The organism is Streptomyces liangshanensis (assembly GCF_011694815.1).
Classification (GTDB): Bacteria; Actinomycetota; Actinomycetes; order Streptomycetales; family Streptomycetaceae; genus Streptomyces; species Streptomyces liangshanensis.
This window is the reverse complement of record NZ_CP050177.1, coordinates 5,768,607-5,784,916: the sequence shown is the minus strand read 5'-3', so window position 1 is coordinate 5,784,916 and position 16,310 is coordinate 5,768,607. Positions and strand designations below refer to the sequence as shown.

Sequence of the window (16,310 nt, the reverse complement as noted above, 5' to 3'; positions counted from 1 at the left end):
GTGCTCTATCAAGAGGTCGAAGGCCGCCGAGCATGGCGACCGGAAGGAGACAGGTGTGATTGAGGAACTGATGGACATCGAGACCCGCTATAACGTCCAGGGTGAGATCGGGCGCGGTGGTCAGGGACTGCTCTTCGTCGCGATCGAACGCGCCAGTGGCAGGAGAATGGCGGTCAAGGTCCAGCCCCCTTGGCACTCCGAGTCGCACGCTCGATTCATGAGCCTCGGCAGAGAATTGTTCGAAGAGGGAGACAGGAATGAGGAACTGAGTGCGGTTCCCGGTATCCCCGATGTCTTTGCCCGGGGCCTGTATCGGGGACGGCGGTGCATCGTCATGGAATACGTGGACGGTGTCCCCCTCGCCGGCCTTGTGGAGAGCGTGCGCCCCGTCAAGGATCTAGGGACCGTTGCCGCACTCATCGGGCAATTGTGCGAAATCCTTCACGGCGTGCACGCCCTCAATCTCGTACACTGCGATGTGAAGCCGGAGAACGTCATCGTGGAACATGACGGACGGGTCCGCCTGATCGATATGGGCCTGGGTATTGCCATGGGAACAGAGTTCCACTTCTCACGGGGCACCCCAGGCTTCATGGCCCCCGAGCAGTACGACGGGAATCCGAAGGGGAAGGGACTGACCGGTCAGGCGGACATCTTCGGCCTGGGCGTGATGCTCTTGGAAATGACGGTGATGCGCGTGCCGTACGGTGGTACCGAGGAACGGCTACTTGAAGAGCACGCTGTCCTGCCGGCCGACCGCCTCGCGCAGATCCCTTCCCGCATTCGCCCTTTGGCCCTGAGCATGGTCGAGCGCGACAAGGATCTGCGCCCGCCCACGATGAAAGCGGTGTTCGACGCCTTGCGTCCGCTGATCCCGGTGCCCGGTTCGCGACGATCGGCGAAACCACTGCGTCCAGACCCCGTCCAGTACTATCTGGCGAACGCACCCACCCTGTAATCGGACCGCCACACTCCAACGCGCCCCTTCCGTTCCTCACCGTAACCCTTCCAGCCTGGAACGGACTTGCTCGACGTCCGCGGTACCCATACGTTCCCTGAGGGCCAGTACGCGTTCGAGTGCGGCCTCCGCCTCGGCAATTCGGCCGTCCATCACCAAGGCGTCCGCGAAACGACAGAGGACATCGTCCTCGCCGGCCCAGTCGTCAATTCCCTGGTAGACGGCCGCGGACTTGCGGTAGAGATCGAATGCCTCCTCCCGCTCCGCCCGAGAAACATGGATCTTCGCAAGCGTGCAAAGCGTGTTGGCGTACCCCGCCCGATCCGATGTCGACTCGACGACACGCAGAGCTTCCGCACAGATTCTCAGCGCGTCGTCGTACTCGCCGCGGTCGTGGTGAAGTGTTCCCAATCCATTCAAAGCTGCCGCTTCCCCCGCACGATCCGAAAGTTCACGAAAAAGACTGAGAGCCCACTGGAAACATCCCAGAGATCCTCCGTCAACTGCTTCGTTGCCGACCGTGTGCTCAACCTGCTGATTCTTCTTGCGCAGCGCAACACCATAGGCCTGCAAGGAATGCGCAAGACTCAATCGCCCGGCCGCACTTTCGTCATCTTTGCTCAGCGCGATGGAACGACGCAGCGTGCTCTCAGCGAGATTGAACTGCTTGGAGCGCCACTGTGTTCCGGCAATCATTCTGTGAACCATGGCCAGGTCCGGGGCCGATGCGAAGGTTTCTGCGGTATCCACTGCCATCCTGAGCCACTTCATTGCATCGGACAGACGGTTCCTTTGCCATTGATACGCGACTAGGGCCATCGGCAGCATCCACATATGGCGTTCCGACTTCCACTCGTGCGCCAGCTCAATACAGGGCAACGCCGCCGGATATTCCTCGTCGAGGCATGACATGGCTTCTCCACGACTCTCCGGCACGTACACGCCAAATCCTTCCGGTTCACCGATCGGTAGCACACGGCGGGGGTTGAGTACCTTGTCGCAGGACCGAATGCAGTGCAATTGATACTCAAGAATATTGAGAACAGTCTTCTTCTCGAAATCGATCACAGAATCTGAAAGATCCAGTTCCATGCGGTGACGGGAAAAGGATCTCACCAGATCGTGGAGGCGGAACCTTTTTGATTGACATTCGACAAGATTGGCCTCAATTAGCTCTTCCAGGGCTCGGCTGCTGTTCATCTCCGATTCACCCGAGTTGAGGTGCATCACCGCCTCCCAGCGGACGGTCGGCCCCGGATGGACGCTCAATCGCCGTAGGAGAAGCCGTGCCGCAGGGGACAAAAGCCGTGCTGAGCATTGGAGAACCGTCATCACAGAGCGTTCTGAGGGGTGCTCCAGATGGTCGAGCCTGCTGCATTCGTCCTCCATCTCCTGGGCCAACCGAGAAACAGCGCGAACCGGCAGATTCCTCAAACGCCAGGCCAGGATGACGAGCGCGAGGGGAAGCCGTTCACAGAAACGGACGAGGTTAACGAAAGCCTGCTCATGACCTCGACGATCGGAGACCGGGACGTACTGCCAGAGAATCTCCAGCGCCGCCGCCTCCTCCGGAGGCTCGACCGTGCGGAACTCCACTTCCTGAAGGGATTGCAGGCCCGCGAGCTTCTGCCGGCTGGCGACGAGAACCGTACTCAACCCGGTACCGGGAAGAAGGGGGAGGATCTGCTCGGCATTGCGGACATCGTCCAGCACGATGAGCATGGCCCGTTGAGCCACGAGGGACCGAAATGCTCCGCTCTTGGCCTCACAACTACCATTTGACATGAAGGGCGGCAGCGCGGCGAGAAAGGAGTCCAGGACCTCTTCGGTTGTCGCCGGCCGGACATCCGCTCCCGAGAACCCCCGCATGTTGAAGTAGAGTACGCCGTCGGGGAATTTACTCCTCAGCCGCCAGGCGAGGTTCAGCAGAACAGTTGACTTACCCACACCAGGCATGCCGCTGACGGCGATCGACGCGCCTCGCCCAGAAGCCAGACGAGCCTTGACAAGGGATTCGACTTCCTCTAAAAGATCATCCTGCCCTCGCGGAGTCCGCCCTTCCCGGGGCAGCTGGTCGGGCACCGGTTCAAAGGAGCGACGGACCGCTGATACCCTTCCGAGAACAGTGTCCATTGCCCGCCGGAGCTCCTCGTCAGGATCCCCGTTGTTCTTTCGCCACTTTCTCATCATTGTTTTTAGCTCTTGCCTGCTCGACTTGTCACCGGATCGAGCCTTCAGGTAGAAGCGAAAAATCGTCGGGTCGTCCTGCGCTTCGCGAATCCATTTCTGTGTTTCAGCGCGGAGCCATTCGATTTCGCGGATTTGCCAGGCCGTCTCCAGCAGGTCATGCAGGGCGTGCATCCGTTCGTTGATGAGGTTCTCCCTGAGGAGGGCGAAGGGGCGGCCGACGAGCCCGTGCAACGCCTCTGCCCCTGCGGGCCATTCATTGAGCGCCTCCACGAGTCGATCGAAGCGCTTCCGTCCTTGAAGGCCGCGAGCCTCCCGCACTCCTGTGCGAAACCTCAGGACGTCCAGGCTCATCGACTTGACGATCAGCACATAGGTGCCCCGCCCCTCGTTGATCACCGCGCCCTTCCCGAAAACGTCCCGAAGGTCGGACACCAGTCGGTGGACGCGACGACGACCTCCTTCCCTCTTCTCAGGCCACAGCGCCTCGATGATCTGATCTTCCGAACACCGGTATCCCTCCGCCATTACCAACAGGGCGAACAACGCCAGACGCATCGAGCCGCTGAGCGTCCCGCCGCGGCCCTTGGCGTTCACCGGCCCCAGGACACGGCCTTCTAAGACCCCCTCTTCCACGGATCTCCCTCCGTTTTTCGACGCTCTGAGCGGCGTACCCCACAACCAGTGTGCGCAGCTCAGCTGCGGCGTCACACGCGAATGCCCCTTCGCGCCCTCAGACCGGACTCAGCTTCCGCTCAGCTCTGCCCCAGCAACTCACCTCGCGCTGCGGGCACCATGGCCATCAGCCGCTCACGAAAGCCGTGAGACGGCCGAAGAAAGCCAGAAGGGAAAAACCATGACCATCCGCCGTGCCACCAGTAAGCCTCGCCGCAACCGCACCTCCCCGCCGATCGAACCCAACCGCCGACGGCCGGCCGTCACCGACCCTCAGATGACGGAGACCCAGCAGCCGCCGACACCCGACACGCAGGTGCCGACGGCCAACTGAGGCTCGCCCGGCTGGGCCGGGGCAGCCCCAGGCGGGCTGCCCCGGCCCACAACGCGGCAACGGCCGTTGCCGCACGACGTCCCCCTTTCCCGGACTGTCAACCGCAGAGGGGTGTCGCCACTCTCGACCTGCACGTGAGCTCAGGACGACACAGAAGGACAACGCTGAGACACAGGACATGTGTGTCCGTGGTGTCCGCTCGCCCCGGAACGTGACCCCGGTCAATCGACTTCACCGTTGACCAGTACATGCAAAGTCCTTCATCCGAGAGAGGACCTCACATGACGGCCATCCCACCCTCCGGCGCATTCGCCGCGATCAGCCGACACTTCAGCAACGCGCGTTCACACGACGCGGCACTGCTTCAGGTCCCGGAAATCGCCGGGGACAGGAACATCTGGCTGACCTGCGCCGAGGCCTACGCGGCGGTGCACGGCCCGAACACCACACCCGCGCGTTCCTCGGCTGTCTGGCGGTCCGCCGTCAGGGCAGCCCAGGAGAAGGGGAAATACTCCGATTCATCACAGATGCTGCTGCTCTGGCTGGCACTTCCCCACCTCACCGGAGCCGCCCACCGGATCAGCACCCGTCTGCGTGCCCATCGTGCCGACGTCGAATCGGAGATGATGGTGGCGTTCCTGGAGCGTCTGGCATCTGTCGACCCGGAGTCACCTCTGCCGGCGAACGCTCTCATCACCGCCGCGCGCGCGGCCGGATGGCGTTTCGCTCGAGAAGGCTTGCGGGAACGGCCGGTCTCCTACCTGGAGAACCTGGTAGCTCACGGAGACTGCCTGCGCTCCGATACGGAGCCGGACTCCAACAGTGCCCCGGAGACGACGGACATCACGGTCGACCGCCCCGACAGCCCGGACGGCCTTCGAACGAGCCTCAGGTTCTCGGTCCCCACCGAGATGCTGAAGGAGTTGGGCGCAGACCACCAGCACAAGGCCATCCGTCGCCGCCGTAAGAAGTCGATCAAGCGTCCGACCCGTTCGGTTTCCTTGCGCCGTACGAGGCGCCGATGAAGTCCGTCGAGGGCGGGGCGCTCTCGTTCACCGACCTGTTCAATCTGCCCACCGCTGTGGACGTGCGAACGGCGGCTCGCGCCCTGAACATCTCCCCCGCAATGGCGTACCGACTGATCAACCAGAACACTTTCCCCTGCCGGGTCCTGCATGTCGGGGGCATCTACAGAATCGCGACCTGCGAACTCATGCGCTCACTAGGAATCGAGGAAATGCCCGTGTACACAACGGACTCCGACACGGAATCGGATGGTTGACGATGCGTACGCGAGGGCCGTCTCCGACACCTCCCAGTTCTTCGATCGGCAGTTCCCAGAGAACTGAGACGGGACGCCGCTCAAGCACGTGCGGGCGCCTCTCACCCCCAGCGCCCTGACCTAGGTCGCACATGTCCGGAACCGGGCACGCGACAGGCTCGGGCTGCACCGGACACACGTGGATCTCGCGAGGCCGATGGCTCGCCATGATCGATCAGGCCCTCGTCACTCTTCACAAAGAGCGGCGAGGGCCTGATGCTGTCGGCGGCGTCATACATCGCCTTGTTGTCGCGTGGCATGCGGGACCGCCCCTGAAACGTCGTTTCGGTTGGCGAATCAGCGGTAGCCGATCAGGCTGGTGGCGATGGCGGCGGAGGCTAGGAGGTGTTCGGGTTCGCGTTCGTAATGGCGGTGGAGACGACGGCAACCGGCAACCGGCAACCCAGGACGTGGTGCGTTCAATGACCTACTGTGCCGCTCCAGCCGGACCGACGGCGCTGTCAGTGGACCACGTCGAAGACGTTCTTCTGGAGGCCGTTGGGGTAGGCCTCGTGTTCTACGAGCTTGAGGTTCTGGGTGTCCTTGTCCGTGGTGCTGAACAGGCGCTTGCCGGCGCCGAGCAGGAGGGGGAAGACCAGCAGGTGGTAGCGGTCGATCAGGCCGGCGTCCGAGAGGGCCTGGTTGAGGGTGGCGCTGCCGTGGATGATGATCGGGCCGCCGTCGGTTTCCTTCAGGGCGGCCACGTCGTCCAGTGAGCGCAGGATCGTGGTGTCGCCCCAGTTCGTCACCAGGTCGTTGTCGGTGAGGGTGGTGGAGACGACGTACTTCGGCATCACCTTGTACCTGGCGAACTCCTCCATGTCGGGCCAGACCGCGCTGAACGACTCGTAGCTGGTGCGGCCCAGGAGCATCGCGGCGGATTCCTCCTGTTCGCGGCCCTTGATCTCGAACGCCTCGGGGAGGAACTCCACGCTCTTGAAGGTCCAGCCGGAGTTGCGGTAGCCGGGCTCGCCGCCCGGGGCCTCCACGACGCCGTCGAGTGAGACGAAGGCGGTGCTGATCAGGGTGCGCATCTTGTTCTCCTGGTACGTGTTCAGTGGTGGGTCTGTGGGGTCTGTGGGTCTGTGGGGTCTGACTGTTGGTCCTGGGGGAACTCATCGGTCGCTCGAACAGTTTCCGCCCGCGCCGGGGCCCGGGTGCCTTTGCGTCTATCGTTCAGCGGCGGAACAAAAACGGTCTCGGTACGAGGAGCGAATGACGTGAGTGCGAGCGCGGCGCCCGTGCGGTTCGGGCTGGTCGGGACCGGGTGGCGGTCCGAGTTCTTCGTACGGCTCGCCCGCGCGCTGCCCGGCCGGTTGACGGTCGTCGGGGTGGTCAGCCGGTCCGCCGAGCGGGCCGCGGAGGTGGAGGCCGCCTGGGGGGTGCCCGTCCATCGCAGCGTCGAGGCGTTGATGGCGGGGACAGAAGGCTCTGACGTACGGCCGGAGTTCGTCATTCCGTCCGTGCCTTGGGACGCCACCCCCGGCGTGACCAAGGAGCTCGCCGCCCTCGGCGTGCCCGTCCTCGCCGAGACGCCCCCCGCCCCTGACGCCGACGGCCTGCGCGACCTGTGGCGGGCGACCGGGGCAAGCGGGCTCGTACAGGTCGCGGAGCAGTATCCGCTGATGGCGGGGCACGCGGCGCGGCTCCGGCTGGTGCGGGACGGGGTCATCGGCGACGTCACCTCCGTACAGCTGTCCTCCACCCACCTCTACCACGCGGTGTCCCTGATCCGGCACCTGCTGGGGGTCGGCTTCGATCCCGTCACCGTGACGGCCCGGGCCTTCACCGCCCCGCTCGCCGACCCGCTGTCCCGGGACGGCTGGACGGACGACCTGACCCCCCGGGACGCCGAGACCTGCCTGGCCTTCCTCGACTTCGGCGGCGGGCGGGCCGGGTTGTACGACTTCACCGACAACCAGTGGTGGAACCCGCTGCGCGCCCGGCGCATGGTCGTACGCGGCTCGCTGGGCGAGATCGTCGACGATCAGGTGATCCGGATGGCCGATCCCCGTACGCCCGTGGAATCGCCGCTGGTCCGCCGCCTGACCGGGACCGACCTCAATCTGGAGGGGCGGGAGCTGCACCACATCTCCTTCGACGGGCGGGTGGTGTACCGCAACGAGTACGTCGGGGCGCAGCTGTCCGAGGACGACCTCGCCGTTGTCGACCTGTTGTGCCGTACGGGCGCGTGGGTGCGCGGCGAGGGGCCGGAGCCGTACCCCCTCGCCGAAGGGTGTCAGGACCATCTGATCAGCCTGGCGATCCAGGAGTCCGTACGGACCGGGCGCGCCGTCACCACGGAGCGGGAGGCTTGGGCCGGCTGAGGGGCGAGAGGTCTACTCCTCGATCGCTCCGCCCACCGCGCGCAGGTGATCGCGGAAGGTGAGGGAGGGGGTGAGGCGGCGTGCGGCGAGGTACGTGTCGAACCCGACCTGGGAGCGCAGGGAGACGCCCGCGCGGATCCGGTCCGCCTGCCGGTGTTCCGTGTCGCGGATCGTCTCGGCCAGGGTGAGGAGGGCCTCGATGCCGGCGGCGGGCAGGAAGAGGGCGCCGTCCTCGTCGGCGACGACCAGGTCGTCGCGGCCCACGCTCCACTCCCCCACCGTGGCGGAGGTCAGGGCGTCCTCGGGGCGGGGGTCGAGGCGTTGCGGGCCGGTGGGGAGCGCTCCGAGGCTGAAGACCGGGAGGCCGATCGCGAGCAGGTCGGCGGTGTCGCGGTGCAGGCCCCAGATCACGATCCCGGCCAGTCCGGCGATACGGGCCTCCAGGGCCACCAGGTCGCCCACGCAGGCCTCGTCGGACCGGCCGGCGTTGTCGACCACCAGTACGTCGCCGGGGTCGGCCCCCTCGAAGGCCTCCAGGAACACGTCGACGCTGCCGACGTGCCGGGCGGGGACGACCCGGCCGGCCAGGCGTGTGCCGGGTTGCAGGGCGCGCAGGGCGGTGGGGGCGCAGCGCACGGGGATACGGGCGCGGATGCAGGCGTCCGCGAGGTGGGCCGTGGTGAGGGCGGCGAAGCGGCTGCGGAGGGCGTTGAGGGGGGTGTCTGTGGGGGTGAGTGGGGTGGTGGTCGGGGCGGTTGTGTCGGTCGAGGTGGTCGGGGCGGTTGCCACCGGTGTGCCTGACCTGTCGGGCGTGGCGGTTGTGCTGGGGGCTTCTGTGTTCTCTGCTGCGTCTGTCATGTCTGTCATCCTCGCGTGCCGTTATCCCTGTGCGGGGAAGAGTCTGGCACCGGCCGCCGGAATGTGCCCCTTGTCAGTGGGCGCTGGCACCATGACCGCATGAAGATCTACAACTGGCGCCCGTTCCTGGACCGGTGGAGTGCGGATTGGATCGACTCACCTCACGCGGAGGGGCGGGAGGACGCGGCCGAGGAGGTCGTCCGGGACCGGTGGCTCGGGTTCGCGCCGGCCGGGGCGGAGCGCATATCAGGCTTGGAGGAGCGGCTGGGTACGGAGTTGCCGCCGTCGTTCCGGTCCTTCCTCGCGGTCACGGACGGGTGGCGGCCGGCCGGGACCGCCGTCGAGTTGCTGGGGACGGTGGACGGGGTGCACTGGCACAAGGGCGCCGAGCTCCAGGAGTTGTACGAGAGCGGGTTGGACGAGGGGGCGTCCGACGGCGAGGTGCTGCGGGCCGGGATGTGGGGGCGCGCGCTCCAGTTGTCCGTGGCGTCGGACCTCACAGACCTCCTGCTCGACCCGGGTGACGTGAACGCGGACGGGGAGTGGGCCGCGTACCTCTACCGCTCGTGGTCGGGCGAACCGCCGGTCCGTTACGAGTCGTTCCTCGACCTCATGCAGGCGCTTTTCCGGGACTTCCACCGGAGCAGCGCGGTCCCGGAGTTCGTCAACGCGACCACGCGCGAACTCGACGCGGCGGTGGAGGAGGCGCGGGTGGCGTGTCTGGCGGGTGAGGACATCGACGGCCAACTCGACGTGTTCGAGGACGCGGTGGAGCACGGGCGGCCTCGGGCGGGCGGGTTCCGGACCGAGTTGGCGGCCCTGCTGGACGGGCGTCCGGGCGACGCGGGGGCGCGGCTGCTGCCGTACGAACCGGACGGGCCCTTCCGCGTGGCCGTCGACACCGCGCGGGAGCAGGCGCGTTGGGGCGACACGGACGCGGCGTGGCGCACGCTCGCGACGGCGGTGGGTACGTGGGAGCCGCACGGCAACGAGCATGTCGCTCCTGTGGGGCTTCTCGCCGATCCGGTCCTCGGGCCGGTGATCACTCCGGAGCGGGGGCGGTACCTGCTGGAGACGCCGCGTGGGGGCGGGCGGCGGGCGGGTGGCGGGGAGGGTCTCGGGGAGGCCGGTGAGGGCTGGGACGCGCCGGGGCTCGTGTCCCGGGAGGTCGGGCTGACCTGGCTCGCCGATCATGTGGCGCAGCCCGGCGACTACCGGTTCGTGCTGGTCCGGGGCGTGTCGCCGCGGGAGGTGGCGGCGCGGGTCGGGGAGGGGGTGTTGCTGCCGCCGGGCGACGAAGGGGAGTTCCAGCGGCGATCGTTCGGGCCGGACGCGCGACCGATGGTCCGGGTCGGGACGGCCGGGGAGGGGTGGAGTTTCGCCTTCGGTACGGTCCTGGAGCCTTTCAGGTCGGGGCAGTTGGCCGATCCCGGGGAGCGGGCCTCGCGCGGTACGGAGGCTGTCACGGTATGGGTCGAGCGGGGGGACACCGCGGCGGCGCGGCCGGGTGCGTTCTACTTCTCGTACGCCGAGGATGGGCGGCGCGTGTACGGGTTCGCCGTGCGCGGGGACGAGATCGAGGAGTGGGGGGACGTTCCGGAGGCGCTCGATCCCGAGGAGTTGTTCCCGGGGGCGGAGGTGCCGGAGGACGTGGAGGAGGAGTACGTGGAGCACGAGGAGTACGCGGGGCCGGCGCCGGTCGCCCTTGACGTCGACGACGAGTTCGAGGCGCTCGACGCGCTGACGGACTTCTTCGGCGTCGCGCTGCCGCAACTCGCCCTGCGGCGCGGGCGTTTGCACGCGGTGGCGGCGGGGCCGTGGATCGCCGCCCGATGACGGCGAGGCTGCGGCCGGGGCCGATCGGGACGGAACGGCTGAGCCTCGTACCCCTGGCGGTGGAGCACGCGCGGGAGATGGCCGTCGTGCTCGGTGATCCGGCTCTGCACGCGTTCATCGGCGGGGCTCCGTCGACGGAGGCGGAACTTCGGGTGCGCTACGCGCGGATGGTCGGGGGATCTCCGGATCCGGAGGTGGCTTGGTGCAACTGGGTGTTGCGTCTCCGTGCGGAGGAGGCCGGGGGCGCGGGGAGCGCTGAGGGTGTGGAGCGGGTGGGGCGCGCCGGGGGCGGGGAGAGCCTCGGGGACGGGGAGAGCGTCAGGGACGCCGGGGGCGTGCTGGTCGGGACCGTGCAGGCCACGGTTACTTCGGCCGCTCCGGGTAGCGGTCCCGGGCGGGGCGGCGTCGCCGAGATCGCCTGGGTGGTGGGGACGCCGTGGCAGGGCCGGGGGTTCGCCTCCGAGGCCGCGCGGGGGCTCGTACGGTGGCTGGAGGTACGAGGGGTCGGCAGCGTGATCGCGCACATCCACCCGGACCACCACGCGTCGGCCGCGGTGGCCCGCGCGTGCGGCCTGACGCCGACCACCGTGTGGCACGACGGCGAGGTCCGCTGGGAGCGGCGGGTGGGGTGATGGGGGGCGGTCGACCGGGGGGGGGCGGTCCGAGGGCGGTCGGTCGGGGGTGCGTCTCTGCGTCCCCGGCCCGACGAGGAGGGCCGCGCCCTGGGACGCGGGGAGGCGGACGCGGACGCGGAGGCATGGAGAGGGAGGCTCGGACGCGGACTCGGGGCCCGGACGCGGGCCCAGACGCGGGGGACCGAAGGCGCGGGGGCGCGGAGGCGCGGAGGCCGGGACGCGGAGGCCGGGGCCCGGACGCGGACGCGGGGCCCGGACGCGGGCCCCGCGTCCGGGCCGCCCCCTGGTGGTTCAGCTTGCGAACATGCCCGCCGTTGCGTTGATCCACGTCCCGGTGATCGACGCGGCCGCGTCCGAGGCCAGGAACGTTGCCAGGGCCGCGATGTCGGCGATCCGGGGGGAGCGCCTGGTCATGCGCAGGGAGTCGAGGTGCGCCACGATCCCGCTGACGGCCGCCTCGTCCATGGCCGGGGCGCCCGCCGCCGACAGCTTCTCCGGGGTCAGGGAGTCCGCCACCCCCGCGGTCCAGATGCCACAGACCCGGACGCCCGACGGGCCTACCTCCTGCGCCAGTTGGCGGATCAGCGCGTCGATCGCGCCGTCGGCCGCGGCGGTGCCGCCCATCATCGGGCTGCCGTTGGCGGACCCGCTGTTCAGCGACAGGATCACGCCCGACCCCTGCGCGGTCATCCGGCGGGCGGCGGCGCGCGCGGTGAGGAACTGGCAGGCGATCCCCCGTACCACCGGCCGCGTGTAGTCCTCCACGGACATCTCCGTGAGGGGCACCCCCTGGAAGTCCCCGCGCGGGACCAGGTTGACGGAGATGTCGATCCGGCCGGCCCGTTCGGCGACCGACGCGGCGTGCGCCTCGACCGCTTCCTCGTCCTCCGCGTCGAGGACGTCGTACGAGGCGCCGGTCTCGGCGGCGGCCTTCCGGAGCGTGGACTCCGTACGGCCGGCGAGGAACACCCGCGCCCCGGCCTCCGCGTACGCCCGGGCGATGCCGGTGCCCAGCGAACCCGCTCCGCCGTAGATGACCGCGGTCCTGTCCTTCAGCATGGTCTCGTGTCCTTCCGTCGTCCTCGTCCCGGGCGCCGTGCGCGCCCTTCACCCCGTAGGACGCGCGGGAGCGACAAACTCATCGGCCCCGGGGCTCATCGCTCCCGGACTCATCGCTCCCCGGCAGGGTCATCGGCAGCCCGAACGACGCGAACAGGTGCGGCTCGAAGGTCGTGATCTCGGCGATCGCGCCCTCTTCCACCCGCAGCACGTCGATCGTCTGGGCCCGGTGGACGCTGGTGCCCGGCCGCCGTAGGTAACCGGCCACGGCCAGTTGCCCGTTGGCGTGCACGCGCACGTGCTTCCAGTGCCCGGCGTAGGCCGGTGACGCCGGGTCCAGGCTCGGCCGTACGAACCCGAACAGCGCCTCCCTGGTGGTGAACCAGAACGGGTTCGGCGGCATCGTGAGCACCGCGTCCTCCCGTACCAGCGCGACCATCGCGTCGATGTCGGCGCGCGCGGACGCCTCCATGTACCGCTCCAGCAGGGCCAGATCATCGGCGGTCGGCTCGGCCGCCGACCAGTCCTCGCGCCGCCCCGGCAGCGCGGCCCGCAGCGCGGACCGGCCACGCTGGACCGCGCTGTTCGCCGACGCCAGGCTCGAACCCAGCAGGTCGGCCGTCTCCTGGGCGGACCATCCGGCGACGTCGCGCAGGATCACCGCGGCGCGCTGGCGCGGGGGGAGCCGCTGGATCGCCGTCAGGAAGAGCAGCTCCATGGTCTCGCTCGCCACGGCCCGGACGTCCGGGTCGTGCTGCGGGGCGGGTACGTCGGGCAGTTGGTCGTCGGGGAACGGCTGGAGCCACGGCAGCCGGGGCGGGGGCGGTCCGTCGCCGGACTCCATGCCCGGGACCGGTTCGTACGTCGTCGGGCTCCGGTGGTGCTTGCGGAGGAAGTCGAGGCACACGTGGGTGGCGATCTTGTAGAGCCAGGCGCGGGGGTGCTCGATCGCGCCGGTCGTCTCCCAGGCGCGCCAGGCCCGCAGGAACGCCTCCTGGGTCAGGTCCTCCGCCTCGTCGTACGACCCGAGCAGCCGGTAGCAGTGGGCGCGCAGCTCACGCCGGTACTCCTCGGTGAGGGCGGCGAAGGCGTCCTCGTCGCGGGGCGGATTCGTCACGCCGGGTGCTGTGACGTTTCGGGCCGGTGTGACGGCCGGCTCCGTGGCGGGTGATTCCGTAACACCCGGCTCCGTGACGACCGGCTCCGTGACGACCCGCTCCCCCGCCAGCCGTGCCAGCCGCCGCAGCCGGGCGAACTGCGCCGACACCGCCTCCACGTCCGCCCGGAAGGCGGGCGCGGGGGCCAGGCGCAGCCGGCGCAGCCGCCCGCCGATCCCGGCGATCAGCTCCTCGACCGGCGGCCCGTCCGGCTGCCTGCGCTCGCGGTACGCGCGTTGGCGGCACGCCTGTGAGCAGTACGACGCGGCCCTCCCGGGCCGCCCACCCGTCTCGATCGGCCGGCCGCACGTCCGGCACTTCGCTGTCCCCGTGGTCACGCTTCCACGGTAGTGCGGGGGCCCGAACGCCGAACCCGGAACGCCGGACGCCGGAACGATCCCGTACGCCCGGCGCCCGGCCCCCCGCGCTCTAGCTGATCAGCGCGCGCACCATCCGGCACGTCGTGTCGGACGGCGGGTGGATGCCGATCCTGGCCGCCGTACTCCTTATCCTGCGGTTGCCGGCGTTCGCCGGGTGGTACACGCCCGAGTCCAGCAGGGCGATGGCGAGGCGCATGGCCTTCAGCCGGCGGTTGTGCGTCTCGTACCACTCACGCGGCTGTCCCGCGGGCAGTGGCTTGCGCTCGGGCTTCGGCTGGATCCGGATCGTTTTCGTGGTGATTGTCGTGACTGTGGCAACGGCCATCGGCGACCTCCCGGCACGGTGGTGGAACCCTCACGAACTCCCTCCATTCTACTGCCCCCCACTGACAATCGGGCCTGGCCAGAGGCTGTTTGGCGACAGGAGTACAGCGCGGTGCCGAGAGTGGCGAAAGAGGCGGGAACGCCCCCGGCGGGCGGCGCGCCGCGCTCATGCCGGAGGCGCCGGACAGGTATCCGGCGCGGGCCGTATCGTCCCGCTCCCGGTCGACGAAGTGAGCGGGGCGCGAGCGGGCCGAGCGGGCGCGGGGGTGACACGTGAAAGGCGAACCCCGTTGCGGAAAAGGGAAGTTGATGTCCCGCCGATTGAGTGGAACGCCCAGCTCACCCGTATCCCAGGGCACACGGAACCCCAGCCGGCCCGCCTGCGCGCGGCCGGGAACAGGAGCCCCACACGTGTCCCGCAAGAAGACGCTCAGCCGCAAGAAGAAGATCTCCCTGCTCGTCGGGGCGGCCGCCCTGGTCGGCGGTACGGCGGTGGTGATGACCGGTACGAGCCAGGCGTCCGTCGCCTGTGACGGGTTCGCGACGGCCCTCGGCAACAACGAGGCGTTCATCGCCGGGCAGCGCTCCGCGCCGGACGCGCAGTCCGAGGCGCGCATCGCCAACCGGGTGGCGGTCATCGAGCAGATCAAGGTGCAGCAGAAGGCGTCCGGTTGCCGGGTCGGCGAGGGCGGCAAGGGTGTGGTCGCCGGTGGGGCGGTCCAGGCGCCCCCGGCCGTGAAGACGCCGCCGGTCAAGGCCCCGCCGGCCAAGACCCCGCCGGTGAAGGCGCCGCCCGCCGCGGGTGGTGCCGGCAACGGCGCCGGGCAGGTGGTGTGCCCCGGCTCGACCGTCACCCTCTTCAACGAGGAGGGCGCACCGGGCGCGTCCAGCGGTCAGTTCCCGATCGGGACGACACTGCGGGTGACCAACCTCGACAACTCCAAGTCCACGACGGTGAAGGTCACTTCGACGTCGGCGAGCTGCGTGCTGCTGAACAACGCGGCCTTCGAGCAGGTCCGCGAGCCGGGCAAGTTCCTGATCCGCAAGGCCCGGATCGAGCGCGTCGGCTGAGGACACGAGCGGTACAGGTACGGGTTCGCCGACGCGGCCCCCGTACCCGTACCCGTACCCCTCCCCGCTACTTCCCCGCGGCCGCGGCCGCCACCTGCTTCTCGGCCTCAACCAGGATCTCGGTCAGCCGCAGCCCGAACCGCACGTCGCACGCGTGCGGCAGCCCCGAGCGCACCGACGCCAGCAGCGCGTCGACCGCCGCCGTGAAGGAGCCGATCGGGTCGCCCCACTCCTCGGGCAGCGACACGACGCCGTGCTCGCCGTGCGCGACGAACCCCGTGCGCGCCCCCTTGGACGGCGCGCTCAGGCTGAGCGCGGCGGTGCTCGTCGCCCCGGAGTTGTGCCGCAGGACGAGGTGGGTGAGGTCCGGCTCGCCGCGTACGGCCGTCACCTCGGTGACGTCACCGAGCAGCGGGATCAGCGCGGACAGCGCGTGCGGGCCGACGTCCCACAGCCCGCCCTTCTCCCGCCGCCACGGCGAGGCCGCGAACGGGCTGCTCTCCGCGCTCGGCCCGTACAGCGAGCCGAGCCACTGCGCGTGGGCCGTGAACCAGCCGCCGGTCGCGACCTGGTCGTCGATCCAGGCCGAGGTCACCGGCGAGAAGCGCAGGGTGCAGAAGACCACCGACGCGACGTTCGCGGCCGCGGCGGCGTCCGCCACCGCGCGGGCCCCCTCCACGGTGGTGGCGACCGGTTTGTCCATGATCAGGTGGCAGCCGGCGGCGGCCGCCCGTACCGCCAGCGGCGCCTGTACGTCCGGCGGCAGCGCGAAGGCGATGGCGTCGCTCTCCGCGAAGAGCGCGTCTATCCCGGCCTCGCCGGAGTGCGCGGTGGTGTCATGGGCGGCGGCGAGGGCCGCGGCGGCCTCGGGGCGCCGCCCCCAGACACCGCTGAATTCGAGGCCGGGGTGGGCGGCCAGGGCCGGGGCCTGGGTGCGCTCCGCCCAGGGGCCGGCGCCGAGGAGTCCGATACGTGGTGGCTTGCTCATGGCGCTCAGTGTGCACCGGGGCGGTGGCGGTGACACCGCCAGGGCGGAAATTCCCTGGCCGGGGTGGTGGGGATCGGTGTTACGTTGCACGGGCCGGCCGCGGGCCTCCGGTGCGACTTCCGGGACTTGCCTATGAAGCAAACATTTCGCTGTTCGCGCCTCCATGCCCCGGCCGGCATCCGACGGCACGCACCCGGGGG

15 protein-coding genes are annotated in these 16,310 nt (G+C 69.3%); 8 read left to right on the top strand and 7 right to left on the bottom strand.

The window, feature by feature from the left end:
- Positions 1-55: 55 nt before the first annotated feature.
- Positions 56-958: a serine/threonine protein kinase gene (locus HA039_RS25105; protein WP_167033630.1), complete on the top strand. Its 903-nt coding sequence runs from the start codon at positions 56-58 to the stop codon at positions 956-958.
- Between the two features lie 36 nt (positions 959-994).
- Here HA039_RS25105 and HA039_RS25100 read toward each other — a convergent pair whose 3' ends face one another.
- Entirely contained in the window at positions 995-3,742 is a 2,748-nt protein-coding gene (locus tag HA039_RS25100) for an AfsR/SARP family transcriptional regulator (protein WP_167033629.1), read from the bottom strand.
- A 259-nt stretch (positions 3,743-4,001) separates the two neighbouring features.
- Between HA039_RS25100 and HA039_RS25095 the strand changes: the two genes are divergently transcribed.
- The 3 genes from HA039_RS25095 (at position 4,002) to HA039_RS25085 (ending at position 5,436) form a co-directional block, all read left to right on the top strand.
- Positions 4,002-4,154 carry a hypothetical protein gene (locus HA039_RS25095; protein ID WP_167033628.1) on the top strand — a complete coding sequence of 51 codons (153 nt, stop codon included), beginning with the start codon at positions 4,002-4,004 and terminating at the stop codon, positions 4,152-4,154.
- A 281-nt stretch (positions 4,155-4,435) separates the two neighbouring features.
- On the top strand, positions 4,436-5,179 hold the full coding sequence (locus tag HA039_RS25090) for a hypothetical protein (protein ID WP_167033627.1): 744 nt from the start codon (positions 4,436-4,438) through the stop codon (positions 5,177-5,179).
- A complete protein-coding gene (locus tag HA039_RS25085) occupies positions 5,176-5,436 on the top strand; it encodes a MerR family transcriptional regulator (RefSeq protein WP_167033626.1) in 261 nt (86 codons plus the stop codon). Before HA039_RS25090 ends, HA039_RS25085 begins: the two co-directional genes overlap by 4 nt.
- 500 nt (positions 5,437-5,936) lie before the next feature.
- Here the strand turns inward: HA039_RS25085 and HA039_RS25080 are convergent, their stop codons facing one another.
- Positions 5,937-6,509, bottom strand: coding sequence for a dihydrofolate reductase family protein (locus HA039_RS25080; protein ID WP_167033625.1), 573 nt, complete (start codon positions 6,507-6,509; stop codon positions 5,937-5,939).
- A gap of 186 nt (positions 6,510-6,695) precedes the next feature.
- Here HA039_RS25080 and HA039_RS25075 point away from each other — a divergent pair, with 186 nt between their 5' ends.
- On the top strand, positions 6,696-7,802 hold the full coding sequence (locus HA039_RS25075) for a Gfo/Idh/MocA family protein (RefSeq protein ID WP_208298710.1): 1,107 nt from the start codon (positions 6,696-6,698) through the stop codon (positions 7,800-7,802).
- Between the two features lie 12 nt (positions 7,803-7,814).
- Here the strand turns inward: HA039_RS25075 and HA039_RS25070 are convergent, their stop codons facing one another.
- Positions 7,815-8,660, bottom strand: coding sequence for an RraA family protein (locus HA039_RS25070; protein ID WP_167033624.1), 846 nt, complete (start codon positions 8,658-8,660; stop codon positions 7,815-7,817).
- Between the two features lie 99 nt (positions 8,661-8,759).
- On the opposite strand from HA039_RS25070, the gene HA039_RS25065 reads away from it, so the two are divergent.
- Together HA039_RS25065 and HA039_RS25060 are read left to right on the top strand one after the other, a co-directional pair.
- Positions 8,760-10,496, top strand: coding sequence for an SMI1/KNR4 family protein (locus HA039_RS25065; RefSeq protein ID WP_167033623.1), 1,737 nt, complete (start codon positions 8,760-8,762; stop codon positions 10,494-10,496).
- Positions 10,493-11,128, top strand: coding sequence for a GNAT family N-acetyltransferase (locus HA039_RS25060; protein WP_167033622.1), 636 nt, complete (start codon positions 10,493-10,495; stop codon positions 11,126-11,128). The genes HA039_RS25065 and HA039_RS25060 overlap by 4 nt, the downstream gene beginning before the upstream one ends.
- 294 nt (positions 11,129-11,422) lie before the next feature.
- Here the strand turns inward: HA039_RS25060 and HA039_RS25055 are convergent, their stop codons facing one another.
- The 3 genes from HA039_RS25055 to HA039_RS25045 all read right to left on the bottom strand — a co-directional run bounded on the left by HA039_RS25055 (position 11,423) and on the right by HA039_RS25045 (position 14,052).
- Entirely contained in the window at positions 11,423-12,190 is a 768-nt protein-coding gene (locus HA039_RS25055; protein WP_167033621.1) for an SDR family NAD(P)-dependent oxidoreductase, read from the bottom strand.
- Positions 12,191-12,269: 79 nt separating this feature from the next.
- A complete protein-coding gene (locus HA039_RS25050; protein ID WP_167033620.1) occupies positions 12,270-13,685 on the bottom strand; it encodes an RNA polymerase subunit sigma-70 in 1,416 nt (471 codons plus the stop codon).
- A gap of 91 nt (positions 13,686-13,776) precedes the next feature.
- Positions 13,777-14,052: a hypothetical protein gene (locus HA039_RS25045; protein WP_167033619.1), complete on the bottom strand. Its 276-nt coding sequence runs from the start codon at positions 14,050-14,052 to the stop codon at positions 13,777-13,779.
- 410 nt (positions 14,053-14,462) lie between these two features.
- On the opposite strand from HA039_RS25045, the gene HA039_RS25040 reads away from it, so the two are divergent.
- The gene (locus HA039_RS25040; protein ID WP_167033618.1) at positions 14,463-15,122 is read left to right on the top strand and encodes an RlpA-like double-psi beta-barrel domain-containing protein; all 660 of its coding nucleotides are present in this window, start codon (positions 14,463-14,465) and stop codon (positions 15,120-15,122) included.
- Between the two features lie 67 nt (positions 15,123-15,189).
- On the opposite strand, the gene HA039_RS25035 is transcribed toward HA039_RS25040, so the two are convergent.
- Positions 15,190-16,110, bottom strand: coding sequence for a Gfo/Idh/MocA family protein (locus HA039_RS25035; protein WP_167033617.1), 921 nt, complete (start codon positions 16,108-16,110; stop codon positions 15,190-15,192).
- Positions 16,111-16,310: the final 200 nt, after the last annotated feature.